General features: G+C 63.3%; 16 protein-coding genes. 13 read left to right on the plus strand and 3 right to left on the minus strand.

Translation table 11 applies throughout. The annotated features are described in order from the left end of the window. The first annotated feature begins 833 nt into the window (after positions 1–833). The 7 genes from ACQEV1_RS11215 to ACQEV1_RS11245 all read left to right on the plus strand — a co-directional run bounded on the left by ACQEV1_RS11215 (position 834) and on the right by ACQEV1_RS11245 (position 7,574). A complete protein-coding gene (locus tag ACQEV1_RS11215; RefSeq protein ID WP_433393510.1) occupies positions 834–2,795 on the plus strand; it encodes a PfkB family carbohydrate kinase in 1,962 nt (653 codons plus the stop codon). Beyond that, complete coding sequence (locus ACQEV1_RS11220) at positions 2,792–3,850, plus strand: NAD-dependent epimerase/dehydratase family protein (RefSeq protein ID WP_433393512.1); 1,059 nt, start codon at positions 2,792–2,794, stop codon at positions 3,848–3,850. The genes ACQEV1_RS11215 and ACQEV1_RS11220 overlap by 4 nt, the downstream gene beginning before the upstream one ends. Positions 3,851–3,860: 10 nt before the next feature. Then, positions 3,861–4,580 (plus strand): inositol monophosphatase family protein, encoded by a 720-nt coding sequence (locus ACQEV1_RS11225; protein ID WP_433393514.1) that lies wholly within the window; start codon positions 3,861–3,863, stop codon positions 4,578–4,580. Beyond that, entirely contained in the window at positions 4,577–5,419 is an 843-nt protein-coding gene (locus tag ACQEV1_RS11230) for an ROK family protein (RefSeq protein WP_433393516.1), read from the plus strand. Before ACQEV1_RS11225 ends, ACQEV1_RS11230 begins: the two co-directional genes overlap by 4 nt. A 3-nt stretch (positions 5,420–5,422) precedes the next feature. Then, positions 5,423–6,067 (plus strand): hypothetical protein, encoded by a 645-nt coding sequence (locus ACQEV1_RS11235; protein ID WP_433393518.1) that lies wholly within the window; start codon positions 5,423–5,425, stop codon positions 6,065–6,067. An 11-nt stretch (positions 6,068–6,078) separates the two neighbouring features. After that, complete coding sequence (locus ACQEV1_RS11240; RefSeq protein WP_433393520.1) at positions 6,079–6,768, plus strand: hypothetical protein; 690 nt, start codon at positions 6,079–6,081, stop codon at positions 6,766–6,768. A gap of 290 nt (positions 6,769–7,058) precedes the next feature. Then, positions 7,059–7,574, plus strand: coding sequence for a hypothetical protein (locus tag ACQEV1_RS11245; RefSeq protein WP_433393522.1), 516 nt, complete (start codon positions 7,059–7,061; stop codon positions 7,572–7,574). 499 nt (positions 7,575–8,073) lie between these two features. Here ACQEV1_RS11245 and ACQEV1_RS11250 read toward each other — a convergent pair whose 3' ends face one another. Genes ACQEV1_RS11250 through ACQEV1_RS11260 form a run of 3 tightly spaced genes read right to left on the minus strand, consistent with a single transcriptional unit; the run spans position 8,074 to position 9,686 of the window. Then, the gene (locus tag ACQEV1_RS11250) at positions 8,074–8,931 is read right to left on the minus strand and encodes a helix-turn-helix domain-containing protein (protein ID WP_433393524.1); all 858 of its coding nucleotides are present in this window, start codon (positions 8,929–8,931) and stop codon (positions 8,074–8,076) included. 9 nt (positions 8,932–8,940) lie between these two features. Further along, on the minus strand, positions 8,941–9,492 hold the full coding sequence (locus tag ACQEV1_RS11255) for a DUF6879 family protein (RefSeq protein WP_433393526.1): 552 nt from the start codon (positions 9,490–9,492) through the stop codon (positions 8,941–8,943). After that, a complete protein-coding gene (locus tag ACQEV1_RS11260; RefSeq protein ID WP_433393528.1) occupies positions 9,489–9,686 on the minus strand; it encodes a hypothetical protein in 198 nt (65 codons plus the stop codon). The genes ACQEV1_RS11255 and ACQEV1_RS11260 overlap by 4 nt, the downstream gene beginning before the upstream one ends. A 225-nt stretch (positions 9,687–9,911) precedes the next feature. On the opposite strand from ACQEV1_RS11260, the gene ACQEV1_RS11265 reads away from it, so the two are divergent. The 6 genes from ACQEV1_RS11265 (at position 9,912) to ACQEV1_RS11290 (ending at position 14,543) form a co-directional block, all read left to right on the plus strand. After that, positions 9,912–10,064 carry a hypothetical protein gene (locus tag ACQEV1_RS11265; RefSeq protein WP_433393530.1) on the plus strand — a complete coding sequence of 51 codons (153 nt, stop codon included), beginning with the start codon at positions 9,912–9,914 and terminating at the stop codon, positions 10,062–10,064. Between the two features lie 88 nt (positions 10,065–10,152). Continuing rightward, positions 10,153–10,458, plus strand: a complete 306-nt coding sequence (locus ACQEV1_RS11270) for a WhiB family transcriptional regulator (protein WP_433393532.1) — start codon at positions 10,153–10,155, stop codon at positions 10,456–10,458. Further along, positions 10,458–11,039, plus strand: coding sequence for an NUDIX domain-containing protein (locus ACQEV1_RS11275; protein ID WP_433393534.1), 582 nt, complete (start codon positions 10,458–10,460; stop codon positions 11,037–11,039). The genes ACQEV1_RS11270 and ACQEV1_RS11275 overlap by 1 nt, the downstream gene beginning before the upstream one ends. Then, positions 11,036–11,194, plus strand: coding sequence for a hypothetical protein (locus ACQEV1_RS11280; RefSeq protein ID WP_433393536.1), 159 nt, complete (start codon positions 11,036–11,038; stop codon positions 11,192–11,194). The genes ACQEV1_RS11275 and ACQEV1_RS11280 overlap by 4 nt, the downstream gene beginning before the upstream one ends. After that, complete coding sequence (locus tag ACQEV1_RS11285) at positions 11,191–12,396, plus strand: DUF2637 domain-containing protein (RefSeq protein ID WP_433393538.1); 1,206 nt, start codon at positions 11,191–11,193, stop codon at positions 12,394–12,396. Before ACQEV1_RS11280 ends, ACQEV1_RS11285 begins: the two co-directional genes overlap by 4 nt. After that, entirely contained in the window at positions 12,396–14,543 is a 2,148-nt protein-coding gene (locus tag ACQEV1_RS11290; RefSeq protein ID WP_433393540.1) for a cell division protein FtsK, read from the plus strand. Before ACQEV1_RS11285 ends, ACQEV1_RS11290 begins: the two co-directional genes overlap by 1 nt. The last annotated feature ends 115 nt before the right edge of the window (positions 14,544–14,658 follow it).

Below are 14,658 nucleotides of genomic sequence, written 5' to 3' on the forward strand. Positions count from 1 at the left end.
GAACATCAGAGCGACCAGCGGCGGAGCCGACCAAACGCAACATAGATCGAACGAAGATCGGCGAGGGCCTACTGACCGCATCAAGCCTCAGGCAACACGCCGACCCCGCAAGGCTCGACGGGAGCAGTTGATCCAGGAGTTCACCTGGGCCAACGCCGCCCAGGTTCATCCCGCGTATCTCCCGCGACCAGCGACTGAGGGCTGCTTCCGGCGGCCTACGGCTGCACACATGCAGAACCCCGGCGACCGGCGTTCGTGCTGGTCAACCGGGGTTTCCTTGATCAGGTGGGTGCCCCCGGCAGGATTCGAACCTGCGGCACACGGTTTAGGAACGCAACGGCTGGAATACTTCTGACCTGCACAATCTTCGAGCAGAACGCTGCGTGTAACCACCTGCTACCCACGAGCGGCGTACTTCGTGCACGAGGAGCCGCGACGCTGAACCCTCCGACACAGGCGGTCGGCTCAGCCCAGACGAGCCAACGGATTTACAGAGGGTCGACGATCTCCACCTCGTGGCTGTCGCGGTTGGTGTCGATCTCGATGTCGGCGTCTACCGCCTCTGCCAGCGTGGTTATGTGGCCTCGGGTCTCCTTCTAGGGTTGGGGCCGAAGTCGGCGCCGACCTGGGTGGAGTTACCAGGTGGCATATCTGTGAAGGATTCCAGGCCCAGTCGAAAAGCAGCCTGCCAGCCCACTGACAGAGATCAACTAACTGGCGAGGGTCTCATTGACGAGCCACTAGCTTATCGAGGCCGGTATGTGCGCTCTGGCACAGACCAGGGTGGCGTCCCATCCTAGAATTCCGCTCGACGGCACTGTGGAGGGCGCGGGATGGGCGACTCCGAGCTTCATGTGGCAAAACTGAACCATGCTCTCGGCTCCCTGGACCTCCCGCTGTTCTCTCGCTGGGGCAAAGAGCTCGCGGAACGCTTTGAAACGGGCAGGAAACTGCTCGTTGCGGGGAACGGGGGTTCGGCCGCACAGGCGCAGCATTTGACGGCTGAGCTGATAGGACGATTCGGGCAGGAGCGGAGACCGCTGTCCGCGGTGGCGTTGCACTCGGACACCTCGACTATCACAGCGGCTGGCAACGACTTCGGGTTCGACGAGATCTTCGCTCGGCAGGTCATGGCGCACGGCCTTCCCGGAGACGTCCTCTTGCTTTTGTCGACAAGCGGTCAGAGCTCGAATCTTCTGAGAGCCGCCCACGTCGCCCGGGAACGCGGCGTGGCGGTGTGGGCTATCACGGGACCTGGGCCGCATCCTCTCGGCGCTGTCTGCGACGAATACACTGCCGTCGTGGCCGAGACCGCGGCAACCATTCAGGAATGCCATCTCGTTGCAATTAACCTGATATGTGCAAATGTCGAGGCCTCGGTTGGAGTCAAACGGGAGCCACTCAGGAGGCGCCCATCCAATCAAAAGCGGCTCGTCGTTGTCGGGGATGTCCTGCTCGACAGGGACATCATTGGGTCCGTGGAACGGATATCCCCAGAAGCCCCCGTCCCGGTAGTGGGCGCTCTCCGTGAAACCCTCAAGTGCGGGGGCGCGGGCCTCACGGCCGTTCTCGCCGCGACAAAGGGGTATCGGGTTACCCTCATATCCGCGCTGTCTCTCGACGAGGACGCAGCTACGGTCAGGGAGCTGCTCGAAGAAGCGGGCGTGGTGTTCATCGATCTGAGAACCACATCGCCGACGGCCGTCAAGACCCGGGTGCGAGCTGGCACACAAACACTTCTCATGCTCGATCGCGCCGCTCCACCGACGAAACCGGGTGGGCTGACCGCAACGGGACGCAAAGCTATCCTCACAGCCGACTCGGTCGTGGTATCCGACTACGGTCGCGGCATCGCCGCGGCGAAGGATATCCGAGCTGTGCTTTCCAATATCACTGGCAGAATACCCATTGTCTGGGATCCACATCCCCGGGGCCCGGCCCCGGTCCCAGGAGTAACGTTGGTGACGCCGAATGACAGCGAAGCGAGATCTCTTCTGCTGGAGAATGACCACACGGTTGTGGACAGCGATGCAGGTCTCGCGCGAGCCCTTCGTCGACAATGGAAGGTCGGCGGTGTCGTCATCACGAAAGGGGCGGCCGGCGCTGTGTACATCGGCGCCGAGGAGTCCCCTCCGCTCGTAGTCCCGACACCGAAGATCTTCGCGGAGGACACTTGCGGAGCAGGCGATCTCTTCGCCGCCACGGCCGCGAGCCTACTGGGATCCGGGGCGCTCGCGTCAGAGGCAGTGGTTGGCGCGGTGGCCGCCGCATCCGATCATGTCGCCCCGAGAATTTCTCAATCCTACTCAGGAGATTTTCGCGAAAGCGCGTTCGAGACGGCGGACCGGGTTAGGGCTGCGGGCGGCACCGTTGTCGCGACCGGTGGGTGCTTTGACCTCCTGCACCGCGGACACATCGCAATGCTCCAACAAGCCCGCCGTCTAGGTGATTGCCTGATAGTTTGCCTTAACGGGAATGCCTCAGTGACCAGGCTCAAGGGGAAGGGACGCCCCGTGGTGCCAGTTGAGGACCGGATGGCAATCATCAGTGCGCTCACCTGGGTGGACGGCGTGGTCGTCTTCGATGAAGACACTCCGACTGAGGTGATCAAGCGCCTGCGCCCGCACATCTGGGTCAAGGGTGGGGACTACGCGATTGGAGATCTTCCAGAACGCGAGACCGTCGAGGCTCACGGCGGGGAGCTCGTGCTCGTGCCGTATCTCGATGGAAGATCCTCGACCTCCCTGATCGAGAGCGCGGTCCGGCGGCGAGACCAACAGGCTCGACCCCAGTGAACGGTCCGGTATTGGTCACAGGTGCGGCCGGGTTCATTGGCGGCCATATCGTCAGAACCCTTGCCAGGGAAGGAATCAAAGTTCTGGCGACTGATTCGCGATCGCTGTCCTTTCCCGCGCTAGACGCTGTTCGGACACTGCGAATCGATGTGGGGGATCCGGCACTCGTTGATCGCGTACGGGCGGGAGAGTTTACCGCAGTTCTTCACCAGGCTGCCATCAGCGACACGTTGGACCGGCGCTGGCCGCTGATCGAGCACACGAACGTGACCGTCCCGTTCCAGCTCGCGCAGGCCTGTGCAACGAGCGAAACGCTGTTCGTTTACGCCTCGTCCGCCAGCGTCTACGGTTCGATTAAGCGGAAGGACCCTGTTTCGGAAGAGGCGGTTAATGACCCCAGCTGGTGCACAGGTCCACTCAATCCCTATGCGAAATCGAAACTGATGCTGGACGTCGCTATGTTGGAGCGTAGCGATGATCTGCAGTGGGTGGGCCTACGCTATACGAATGTGTTCGGGCCCGGGGAATTCCATAAAGGTCACGCGGCGTCCATGCTCTTCAAAATGCTCCTATCAACGGCAGAACTCGGACAAGTGGAATTATTCTCGGATACGCTCGCAGCGGCCCGCGACTGGGTGCCCGTCGCTCACGTCGCCGAAACGACTCTGCGAATCCTACAGAACCCTATCTGCGCGGGGGTATACAATCTAGGCTCGGGTCATGCGATTTCATTCTCATCCCTCGCTCAATGGTGTGCAGATTTCCGCCACGATGGCCATATCGAGCTGGCGCTAACTCCGAATTTTGTGTCAGCCTACTATCAATACTGGACCTGCGCCGAGATGGCCGCTCTGCGTAGTAAAGTTCCAGATCTGCCGGTGCTCGACATCAATGACATATATCTGGCAGCCAAGGAGCTTTATGTATATCTGGAGAAGAGCGATGTCCATAGGGAATCCAACGAAAACAGAAATAAGCCGACTAGTAGCAATTCTTTCGGAAGCTGTCGACCTGTTTCTTGTCGATCCCGACCTCAGGGCATCCAAGAAGGGTGAGCGGGACCTGGTGACAGAGACCGATAAGAACATCGGAAGCCATCTAGTAGCCATCCTTGAAAAAGAGTTCTCGGGAACATGTGCGGCGTCTGAAGACATCGAAACCGGAAATACCAAGAACAAGAGCGATGCATTGTGGAAAATCGATCCCATCGATGGCACTATCAATTTTAGCCGAGGTATACCTCTGTACTCTGTCTCCGTAGCGTTGGAGCGACAAGGCCAGCCTGTTCTCGCGGCAGTTTACGACCCCTTCGATAACGTCATACTGATCGCAACCAGCGATCGCAGGCTCATCAGCTACAACCGTGATTCTCGCTCGTTCATCAGAAATGCTCCAACACGGCCCAATGTTCGGGACGTTAATAGCTCTCTCATCTCGGTCATGATCACTCCAAAAATGTCCACACACGCCCGCGCACTTTCTTATGCATTGATCGAACATTCCGTGAGACACACGCTCGGCGTTCGAATACTCGTAAGCCACGCGCTCGAGGCGACCTATCTGGCGAGACAAAGACTGGATGCGGTCGTAGTGCTGGAGGGTAAAGACGGATGGACCTGGTCCACCGCCGCCCTGTTCGCGCGGGCTTCCGGGGGAAGAGCATTCTCGATCAGTGACCGGAAGACAGGGAGACCTGGTCTTCTTCTCAGCTCTCGTTCCAAGCTGGCTGAGTTTCTGACAGAATGGCTAGAAACTGTGGACTTGAAGTGCCTGGAGGAAAGATGACAGACATGGCGTTGGCGTTGGCGATCGATTTCGGAAAGACCCGTCTTAAGCTCGCACTTGTTGACAGATCAGGCCAAATCACCGCTCAGTCCGAATACAGCTCCGCTGGGTTCAAATCGAGCGAGGAAGTCACCGAAGCGATCGTGACGGGGGTCAATGAACACCTGCGCCCGCCTCCCGAAAGTGTGGTCGGTATCGGTGTCGGAGCAACAGGTTCGATAGACACGACTTCAGGTGTAATCAAGACAAGCGGTAGTCTTGCATATCTTCGAGATTACAATATCTGCGCGCAATTGGAATCTGCTCTCGGCTGGCACGCCAACGCGGTGAACGACGTCTCAGCTGCGGCATTGGGCGAGGCGGTCTACGGATACTACGGTTCCGAGTCCAGGCTGGCGTTCCTGAGTATCGCAACGGGTGTCGGTATGGCCCTGGTCCGTCGACGCAAGGTGGACTTCGGTGCCACCGGCAGTCTGGGCCTCATCTCCGGCATTAAGCTTCCTCCCGACGGCCGTGCCGTTAAGGAGCTGCTCGGCGGCAAAGCGATCTCGAATGACTTGCGCGAAGATTCGGCGATTCTCGAAGATGCTGCATCGACGACTGCCCTGCTGATCGCATTTATTGCGGGTCTTTGCGACCCAGATGTTATTGTGCTGGGCGGAGGCGTCTGGGAGGGAAACGCGCTTCTCCGGAACAGGGCCCTAGAGAAGATTCCCGAATTCATTGGGAGTTCCAGTACCGGTCTTCAGCTGCCAATCGTGAAGAGCAGCGATCTCGGGGACGGTGCCGGACTGAAAGGGGCGGCTCATCTCGCGTTCAGTCAAAGTGCCGAAAGGTAAAGCATGAACGCTCCGCGGACCGGACCGCGCATAGTGCTGCACGACGGAGGTCTGTCGGACGACTGGAACCGACTGTCCTCGATGGGCGTCGAACTGGTTGAAATTGATGTCGTCTGTACGCCGGATAACCGGCTGGTCGTTCTACCTTCCGCTATTCACATGCCCAAGTCTGTGTCCTATGAGATAGCTTACACGCGAACGGCCGATCAACTCGGCGACGATCGCTTCATAATGGTAGAAGAAGCCATAACGTACTTCGGGTCGCGGGGCATTACTTGTGTGATCGACTTAAAGGTAGGGATCGGGGAGGAGGAACGTATGGCTCAGGTAGGTTCATCCCTCTCTCTCGGCAACTCTCTCGTCATGAGCAATAACCACCTTGCTATCAGAAACATCGAAGCCGTCTGGGACGTCACACTCGGCGTCTCGGTCGGCGGGCTTCCAGTGGATCCCGTCGCGATGGCAAGGTCGGCGAGAGCCGAATGGATCGCACTTCCCTCCTGGTTCGCGAATCCGGGACTGTGTAACACCATACGCAGAGCTAAAATGCGGACTATGACTTTCACTAGTTTCACAAAGGCTCAGTTCCAAAAGGCTATGACTTCGGAGTCGGATGCAATTATGATCGACCGTAATCTTCTTTACTAGTAGGAGTGATAATGGCTCCCTGGCGGAATGCAAAAAGGCGGATCCGTGCCGGTGATATCGCACCTCCAGAAGCCAACGATGGGGAGTCGGCTAGTGCGGGCATCATCGCTGAGTATAATGTACTTCGCGGAGAGATCGGACGTTACCAGGATCATCAGACGCAGATAATCAACTTTGCCTTTGTGTTGGGTGCGGCGATAATAGCGTTTACTCGCGGCCTCTACGGAAAATCATTAAAAAATGATGAGGCGCTCAGCATCCTGCTCTACGTCCCCGCTATGTATGCCCTTCTCTCCTGTCTCTTCGCGGACCGAGCCGTGCGCATCGTCAGACTGGCCGACTACATTGACAACCACCTTCGTCGCAAATTTTCCCTCTTGTTGGGAACGGGCATATGGCAGTGGGAAGTCTACAAGCGACTGCGGCCGCGGCCTCAAAAATATGCTTTTGCGTTGGATAAATCCCGCTGGCTTGTCTTCTTTATTCCGGCTATCGGTTCAGTAGGTCTTTATTTCTGGTCCGGAGGAGGTCTGGAGACCTGGAGATCCTGGTCTGGCCTCGCGATTTCTGTCGTGAGTCTTCTCGTGTGCCTGGGGGCCATGCTCGCCGCAGAAGAGACCAGGGGTGCCGCCATGCGCAATGATCCCGATCTTGATGCGTATGACCCCTTCTCCACTCACTGGAATCCGCCTCGGCCGTGACAGCCCATGAATTCTCCAGACCAGTTCGCTAGTGAGAAGTCCTAGGACAGATATCCCCTTGGCGCGAAAAGTGTCGATTCGGGCCCGCTTTGGGCGCACATAGCGCTCACGCGCTATGGCCGAGTTGGGTCTACGGACACCGTGATATCGATGACGATCAGGGCGATGTTGTCCGCTCCGTCGTGCTCGATGGCCGGTTCGATTAGGCGATCTGCCACGCTCTCTGGCTTGCTATAAGAACTCAGTGTGGTGTTGATGGGCTCCTGGGGGACTACGGAACTGAGTCCATCGTGGAGATCCACCGCGACGGCCCCGGCCACCTGGCCATAATCGATCTGCCGTACGGGGTCGAGGCGTCCGACGTCACCGCCCGCCGCGGCCGGCTCGCGTCCGGACTCAGGTTGCCGCTGGACTATGTCTGGCCCGAACCCGCCCCCGGCCACACCGGCCGGTTGGCGCTGTGGGTAGGGTCCGAACACGCCTCCCAGATGCGCCAGTCCGCATGGCCGCTGCTGAAGGGCAGCCGGGTGGATGTGTTCAAGCCGTTCCCGTTCGCGACCACCCCGCACATGGACGTCGTGAACGCCTCGCTGATGTACGGCAACTGGCTGTTGGGCGGCCAGCCCGGGTCCGGGAAGACGTTGGCGCTCGCGGTCGACGTCGGACCGCACAGCGTTGCGCACGTCGACTGGCTGCACAGCATGAGCTGCGACCGCCTCGTTAACAAGGTCGGAGAGGTGGCGTCCCGCGACCATGTGACAGCGCTCGCCGGCGCCCTGCGTGCCATGCTCGGCCCCGGCGCCTGAACCCCCGCAGAACCCGCAGAATCCGCAGAACCCCTGAGTGGCGGGATTTGCCGAGGTAGAGCACGTGATCGCGCTAGCTTGATCAACCTCCGCAATATTCCGCAGAATGCCCGCAGAATTACCCGCGATCTCACTAGGACGTTCGGCTGGCGGTTTCCTCTGGTCGAGCCTACGGGGATTGTGCGGCGATTCTGCGGAATATTGCAGCCTCCGCGTTCAGGCCCGCGCCACTGGTGCTGACTTGGCGAAACGCCATCGAGAGATGGATTCTGTGAGTTCCGCGGATTCTGCGGCGAGTTTCACCTGCCGCCCCCTCATCGGGTGAAAGGTCGTGGCAGGGTGTCCGTCGTCACCCTGCCGGTACGTAGTCGGGCTCTACAAGCCTCGTGAACGATGTCCCGTATTCGCTCGCCGCCCAGGGTCCCAAGATCCCCCAGGCGTTTTAGACGTCTCGTGGCAGGCGAGCGTTTGCACGTCGCGCCGCATCGGCCATGTTTCCTTAGACCTCGCCGAGGGCCTGCGTCGCGGAGATGATGAGCTGGCGGGCAGCCTCGCCCGTCACCGCCTCATCCCACAGGCGGTCGAGTGCCTGGCCGTACGCGACCGCCTCCTCGTTGCGGTGGAACGTCTCACCGATGAACGTCTCGACTGCAACGACCGTGTTGTCGCCCTCGTAGATCTGAAAGCTGTTCTGAGGAGTCGTTGCGAGCTCCACGCCCATCGGGATGATCCCGAATCGGACCCGCTCCAGCCCGATGACGGTCTGGAGACGGTCGAGTTGGCTGCGCATGACGGCCGGTGGGCAGATCAGCCATCGGAGTACCGGTTCGGCGAGCAGGAACTCGAAGTTCTTGTCGGAGTCATACAGCATCCGCTGCCGCTGTAGCCGGGTCTGTACGGCGGCGTCGACGTCGTCCCGCTGGAGACCGTGCAGAGGAATCATCTCGGTAAGGACGCGGCGCGCATAGTCGGCGACCTGGAGTAGCCCAGGGACGTACACGGTTTCAAAGTGACGGACTGTGGCCGACTTGGAAACGAGGTCGTTGTAGCTCTCCTGGACACGCGTCTGCCCTTTACGCATCCGCTTTCGGAATGTCGCGTGAGCGATGCGGGCGTCGCGTCGTCGCTCTAGGAGGTCTTCGATCTCCGACGCGGCGTTGCAGGTTCGGGCCCACGCTTCAATGTCGGCGACGGACGGCATCTGCCTGCCGTTTTCGATACGCGACACCTTTGACTGCGCCCAGTCGTTGGCGTCGGCGAATTGCTTTCCGGACAGGCCCGCTTGCGCGCGCAGGGCGCGTAGGCGGGTCGCGATCCCTTCCGGCTGGGTGAGCCACTCTTCGAGGGATTCCATCATCTTCCTTTTCTAGGCGGTAGCAGTCCGGTCCGATGACCGGACACTGTGGTGGACTGCCAGGTCGCGCCACACCTCCGCCTGAGTCACAACCTCAGGGTCGATGATCAGTTCATTCTTGATGCGGTGGCCTTCATCGTCGAAGTGCATGACGACGAGCTTTGAGGAGTCGAGGAGCCACCAGTCGGTGTTGCCCGCTGCGGGCAGCAGCCCGATCTCGTGGGCTCGCTCCCGGGTGAGATATCGCATCATCTCGCCGGCCGTCTGGTTCCAGTAGTCGAGCGACCGCTCGAATCTCTGGTAGTCGGTGGGTGGGTCCTCTTGGACGCGTACCCGTTCGACGCGCTTGCCCTGCCGGACGTGCTCCCGGACGCTGGAGTACCACTCCTTGAGTTCGGGGACTGTGTACGGCTTGGGTGATTCGCCGCGGAGGAACGCCTCGAACATCGGGGCTTCCTCGGGCTCGAGGTAGCTGCGCTGGAGTTCGAGACGGAACGCTGTGTGGCTGAACTGGTGGATGGCCTCACCGAACTCGGTGTTGGTGAGGGATCGAGCCGGGATCATCCCAGGTCCTTGAGTCTGTCGCGGACGCTCTCGGGTTCAAAGCTGGCGTTCTCTCTGGTGGCGAGCTGGCGCAGCTGCGCGCGGGACGTCTCGCCGAGGTGCTTGCCCTCGACGACGTAGCCCCCTGGAGCCTCGTAAATCGCGGGGCAGCCGCCGCCCGGCTGGGAGTCCTTCCAGAGGGACTCGATCTTCATGGTGACACCTTTCGTGCTCGCATCGCCGAGCCCATGCTCGCAAGTTGCGCTGTCTTCCGCAATGTGGCCGTCTGATTGCGAGGCCATGGGGGCTCAGCTGGCACGATGCGCGATCTGACCTCAACCACACTACCTCGATCTCGCGCATTTTTTGCGCAATGCTTGACTTATGCGATGTTGTGGGCCCAGCATGAGGGCACGGCAACGGCCGAGGAGGTCCGCAAGATGTTCCCTCAACCGCGCAAGTGGCCCGGAGTGCTCGCCGGGATCGTCGTCGTGATCGTGCTGTACCAGAACCCGACCGGTGCCGCTCACCTGGTCAATCACACGGTCACGGCGATCACTTGCTTCGCTTCCGCTCTCAACGTCGGGCTCTAGCCCGCCGGCGACCCGCGCACAAGCCACCAGCCGCGACGCGGGCCGCCGCCTCCCAACCGATCACGTCCCGACCGAACGGAGAGCACGAATGAACGTCCACCCGAGCAGGCTCCCGCTGTTCGAGCTGCGAGACGAGCTGCTCGACGGCGCCGAGTGCCGTTTCGACCCGGAGCTGCACGACGGGCCGGACCCGCTGGCGACGATCGAGCGCCCGGACGCCCGCGCCGCCCGTGAGGACGTGGCGCGCGAGATCTGCCAGGGCTGCCCGGTCCGGGACATGTGCCTGGCGTACGCGGCCCGCGTCCGCCCCGACCACGGGATGTGGGCGGGTCACATCGCCGAGGAGATCACCCGCCTCGCCGACAGCCGCCCGTACCTGGAAGAGGTCGCCTGATGACGGTCAAGCGCTGCGACAACGCCTCGGTGGGTGTCATCATCACCGGCCCGCAAGGCCTGTTGATGTTCGACCGGAACACGTTTCCGGTGGGTGTGGCGCCCGTCGCCGGTCACGTGTTCGATGACCACGCTGGCTACACCGAGGCGGCGTGTGCCGAGGTCACAGAGGAACTCGGCCTGACCGTCGCCTCCCTGGAGCTGGTCACGGGCGGATGGCGGCCCAACCGGTGCCGCCGCGCCGCCGGGCCGCGCGGGATCGGCCACCAATGGCAGGTGTTCAACGCGACCGTCACCGGCACCTTGGCACCCTCCGCGCGGGAGACGCGCAACGCCCGGTGGATCGCCGGTGAGGAACTCCAGAGCCTGTCGGCCTGGACGTCCTACTACGCCCGCTCTGTCGCCGGCGTCGTCCCTAAGCCCTACCAGGTGAGCGCACAGGAGTTCGCCGCTCGCCCCGGTATCGAGCCGGTCTGGGTCCAGTGGCTCACCGACGCGGGCGCCATCCGTTGCAGCGCGGCTGACCTGGCTGTCATCGACGACCTGGCCGCATCCCTCACCCCCGAGGTCGGTGCCGCATGAGCCCGTACGACATCGCCGCCGCGCTGACCGCCGTCACCGACGAGATCGGCGCCATCTGGGACGGCGACCGCGATCTCCAGTACTGCCTCGAAGGCGTCGAAGACCGCCTTACCGCCCTCATCGCCCGTATCTACCAGGAGGGAGAACAGCCGTGACCATCCACCACACGATCAGCGCGCCCGGTGCACAAGCCACCAAGCACGACACCGGGACCGCCGCCACCCGACCGATCACGACTCCGAACGATGCCCACCACCCCGACGCGCCCTCGGGAGACATGCCCCGGCTCACGGCCGTACCCGCCCCGGTCGAGCCGGCCACAGACGAGCGGACGCGGAAGTTGACCGAGCACGAACACACCGCCGTGGCCGTGGTCGGCGCCATGGTCGCCGTCCTGGGCCTGCTCGGGTTCGTCAACAGCTTTGCTCGCGTCGCTGCGGCAGCCCGTGCCTCCTTCGGCGTGCTCGCCTACACCCTGCCCGTTGGCGTAGACCTCGGTATCGCGGTCTTCTCCGCACTGGACATCGTGCTGGCCCGTCTGGACATGCGGGTCCGGTGGCTGCGGCTGATCCCGTGGTCGCTGACCGGCGCCACGGTGTACCTGAACGTCGCCGGCGAGACGTCGCCGTTCGCGATCGTCGCCCACGCGATGCTGCCCGCGCTATGGGTCGCCGCCGTCGAGGTGGCCGCGCACGTCGTCCGCACCCGCGCCGGCCTGGCCGCCGGAACCCGGATGGACTCCATCCGCCTGTCCCGGTGGTTCCTCGCGCCGGCGCCGACCGTCCGCCTGTGGCGCCGGATGGTGCTGTGGGAGCCCCGCTCCTACCCGTCCGCGCTCATGCGCGAGCGTGACCGCGTCTTGGCCCTCACCGATCTCAAAGACACCTACGGTCCGATCGCATGGCGGTGGAAGGCACCCCGCCGAACTAAGGCCCTGTACAAGCTCGGTGAACTCACCCCCGCCGCCGACCTGCCCGCACTACCCGCCACGTCCATGGCACCGGACCGTCCCGCGATCGAAGCCCCCAAGCCGTCCACCAACACCGGGCAGACGAGCCGCCGGACGGGCACCGCGACCAACCGCGGACGGTCCACAGGACGCACGAGCACCTCGTCCCGGACGCGAGCCAAGACGAAGCGCCGGACCGTCCCGAACGTGGATGACCTCATGGAGACCGGACGCCGCATCGCCGCCGACGCGGACGAGCATGGGACGCCACTCACCCGCGACACCCTCGCCGCCGCCCTGCGGGAGGCCGGACAGTCCGCCGGCAACGAGCGCGTCGGTGCCCTGCTGAACCGCCTGAAGAACGACACCTCCAAGTCGCCCGACGTCACGGACGGAGACCAGATCTGATGAGCGAGATCAAGCCCATGGGCGACGTCATCGACTTCCCGACCACCCGCACCGACGTCGAGCAGAACCACCACATCGAGCCGCCCGCGCCGACGACGCCGGACGACGGCGGGGACGAGGTCGAAACGGCGGGTCTGCTCGTTGACTCCCCGTCCGGCCCAGAGCCGGGCAAGCTCGCCGCGGGCCTAGCGTCCCGTACGGCGCAGCGGCGCCCGATCGTCGCGCCGTGGCTGCGGGACCGCGCCGAATTCAAGGACATGGCCCGGTGGACGGCCGGCCACATCGGACACACCATCGGCTACCACAGCGCCCGCCTCCCGCTCTACGGCGCGCGACTGGCGGTCCGGTCGCCGCGCGGCGCCGTCCGGCTCATCACCAAGGCAAGCCGGTGGGCCTCGGACGCCGAAGCGATGCCGCTTCGGCTGCAAGCGGTCGCCAAGAACGACCCCGAGACGTACATGAAGCTGATGCGGATGCGCGACGCCCGCGTGGTCTACCGCCGCATCGTATTCGGCGGCGGGATCGTGGCCACCCTGGTGACCGCCCTCGTACTGCTCGCCCTGCCCGGCCTGGCCCAACTCCTCACCGCCTCCGTCGTGGTGACCGCGCTGGGCTGGTACGGGTCCCCGGCGGACAAGCCGCTTCTCGGCGTGGCCGTGGTCGTCCCGCGGGTCCAGAAACTCACGTCCGAGATCGTCATGCGGGCACTGGCCGCGCTCGGCATCGGGGAGATCAACAAGGCCATGGCCAGGGGAGGCGAAGGCATCACCTTCCCCGCACCCATCACCCGCGACGGCCCCGGATGGCGCGCCGACGTCGAGCTGCCGTACGGCGTGACCGTCTCCGACATCATGGACCGCCGCGAGAAGCTCGCCTCTGGCCTGCGGCGCCCGCTCGGGTGTGTGTGGCCCGAGAGCGTGCCGGACGAGCACCCCGGCCGGATGGCGCTGTGGGTCGGCGACCGCGACATGTCGCAGGTCAAGCCCGCAGCCTGGCCGCTCGCCAAGGCAGGCAAGGTCAGCCTGTTCGACGCGTTCGCCTACGGCACCGACCCGCGCGGCCGTCAGGTCGCCCTCACGCTGATGTACGCGAACGCGCTGATCGGCGCGATGCCCGGCATGGGCAAGACGTTCGCGCTGCGCATCCTCGCCCTGGCCGCCGCCCTCGACGTGCTCGCGCAGATGCGGGTGTTCGAGTTGAAGGGTACCGGTGACCTGTCGGCGTGTGAGAAGGTCGCCCACCACTACGGGTCCGGCCAGGATGACGAGACCCTCGCCAAGTGCGTGGAGTCGCTCCGGGAGGTCGTCAAGGACCTGGAGCGGCGCGCGAAGGTGATCCGGGAGCTGCCCAAGGACATCTGCCCGGAGAACAAGGTCACGCCCGAACTGGCCGCCAAGAAGTCGCTCGGCCTGTTCCCGCTGGTGTTCATCATCGACGAGTGCCAGAACCTGTTCTCCCACCCGCGGTTTGGCAAGGAAGCGGGCGAGCTGTGCACGACCATCATCAAGCTGGGCCGCGCCCTGGGCGTGATCCTGCTGCTGGCCACCCAGCGGCCCGATAAGGACTCCCTGCCCACCGCGATCAGCGCGAACGTGGGGATCCGGCTGTGTCTGCGGGTCATGGGCCAGGTCGAGAACGACATGATCCTTGGCACCTCGATGTACAAGAAGGGGATCCAGGCCACCACCTTCGCCAAGCGCGACAAGGGCATCGGGTGGCTCGTCGGCGACGAGGACGACCCCCAGATCACCCGCTCGTACTACGTCGACAACCCCGGCGCCGACCTGATCTGTGACCGCGCTCGCGCGCTCCGCAAGGCCGCCGGCACCCTGTCCGGCTACGCCGCCGGCGAGGACATCGAGATCAGCGACGTCAAGGTTTCCCTCATCACCGACATCCTCTCGGTGACCAGCGCCGATGAAGACAAGATCTGGTCTGAGACCATCATCGCCCGACTCGCGGAGCTGCGCCCGGACCTGTACGGCGGATGGACCGCGACCGGTCTCGCCGACGCGCTCAAGCCCCACGGCATCACGACTGGCCAGGTTTGGGGACAGGACGAAACCGGCAAGGGCGCGAACCGCCGCGGGATCATCCGCGCCCACATCGCCGATGCTGCCGAAGACACCAAACCCGCCACCCGGTAACCCTGAGCGGCGCCGCTAGGTCTAGCGCCCCCACCCGCTAGACCTAGCGGCCCCGCTAGCGACCCACCCCGCTCCTGACCAGCGATCAAGCGCCTAGCGCCCCCACCTGCACGAA

This window comes from Actinoallomurus sp. CA-142502 (genome assembly GCF_050936355.1).
Lineage (GTDB): Bacteria > Actinomycetota > Actinomycetes > Streptosporangiales > Streptosporangiaceae > Actinoallomurus > Actinoallomurus iriomotensis.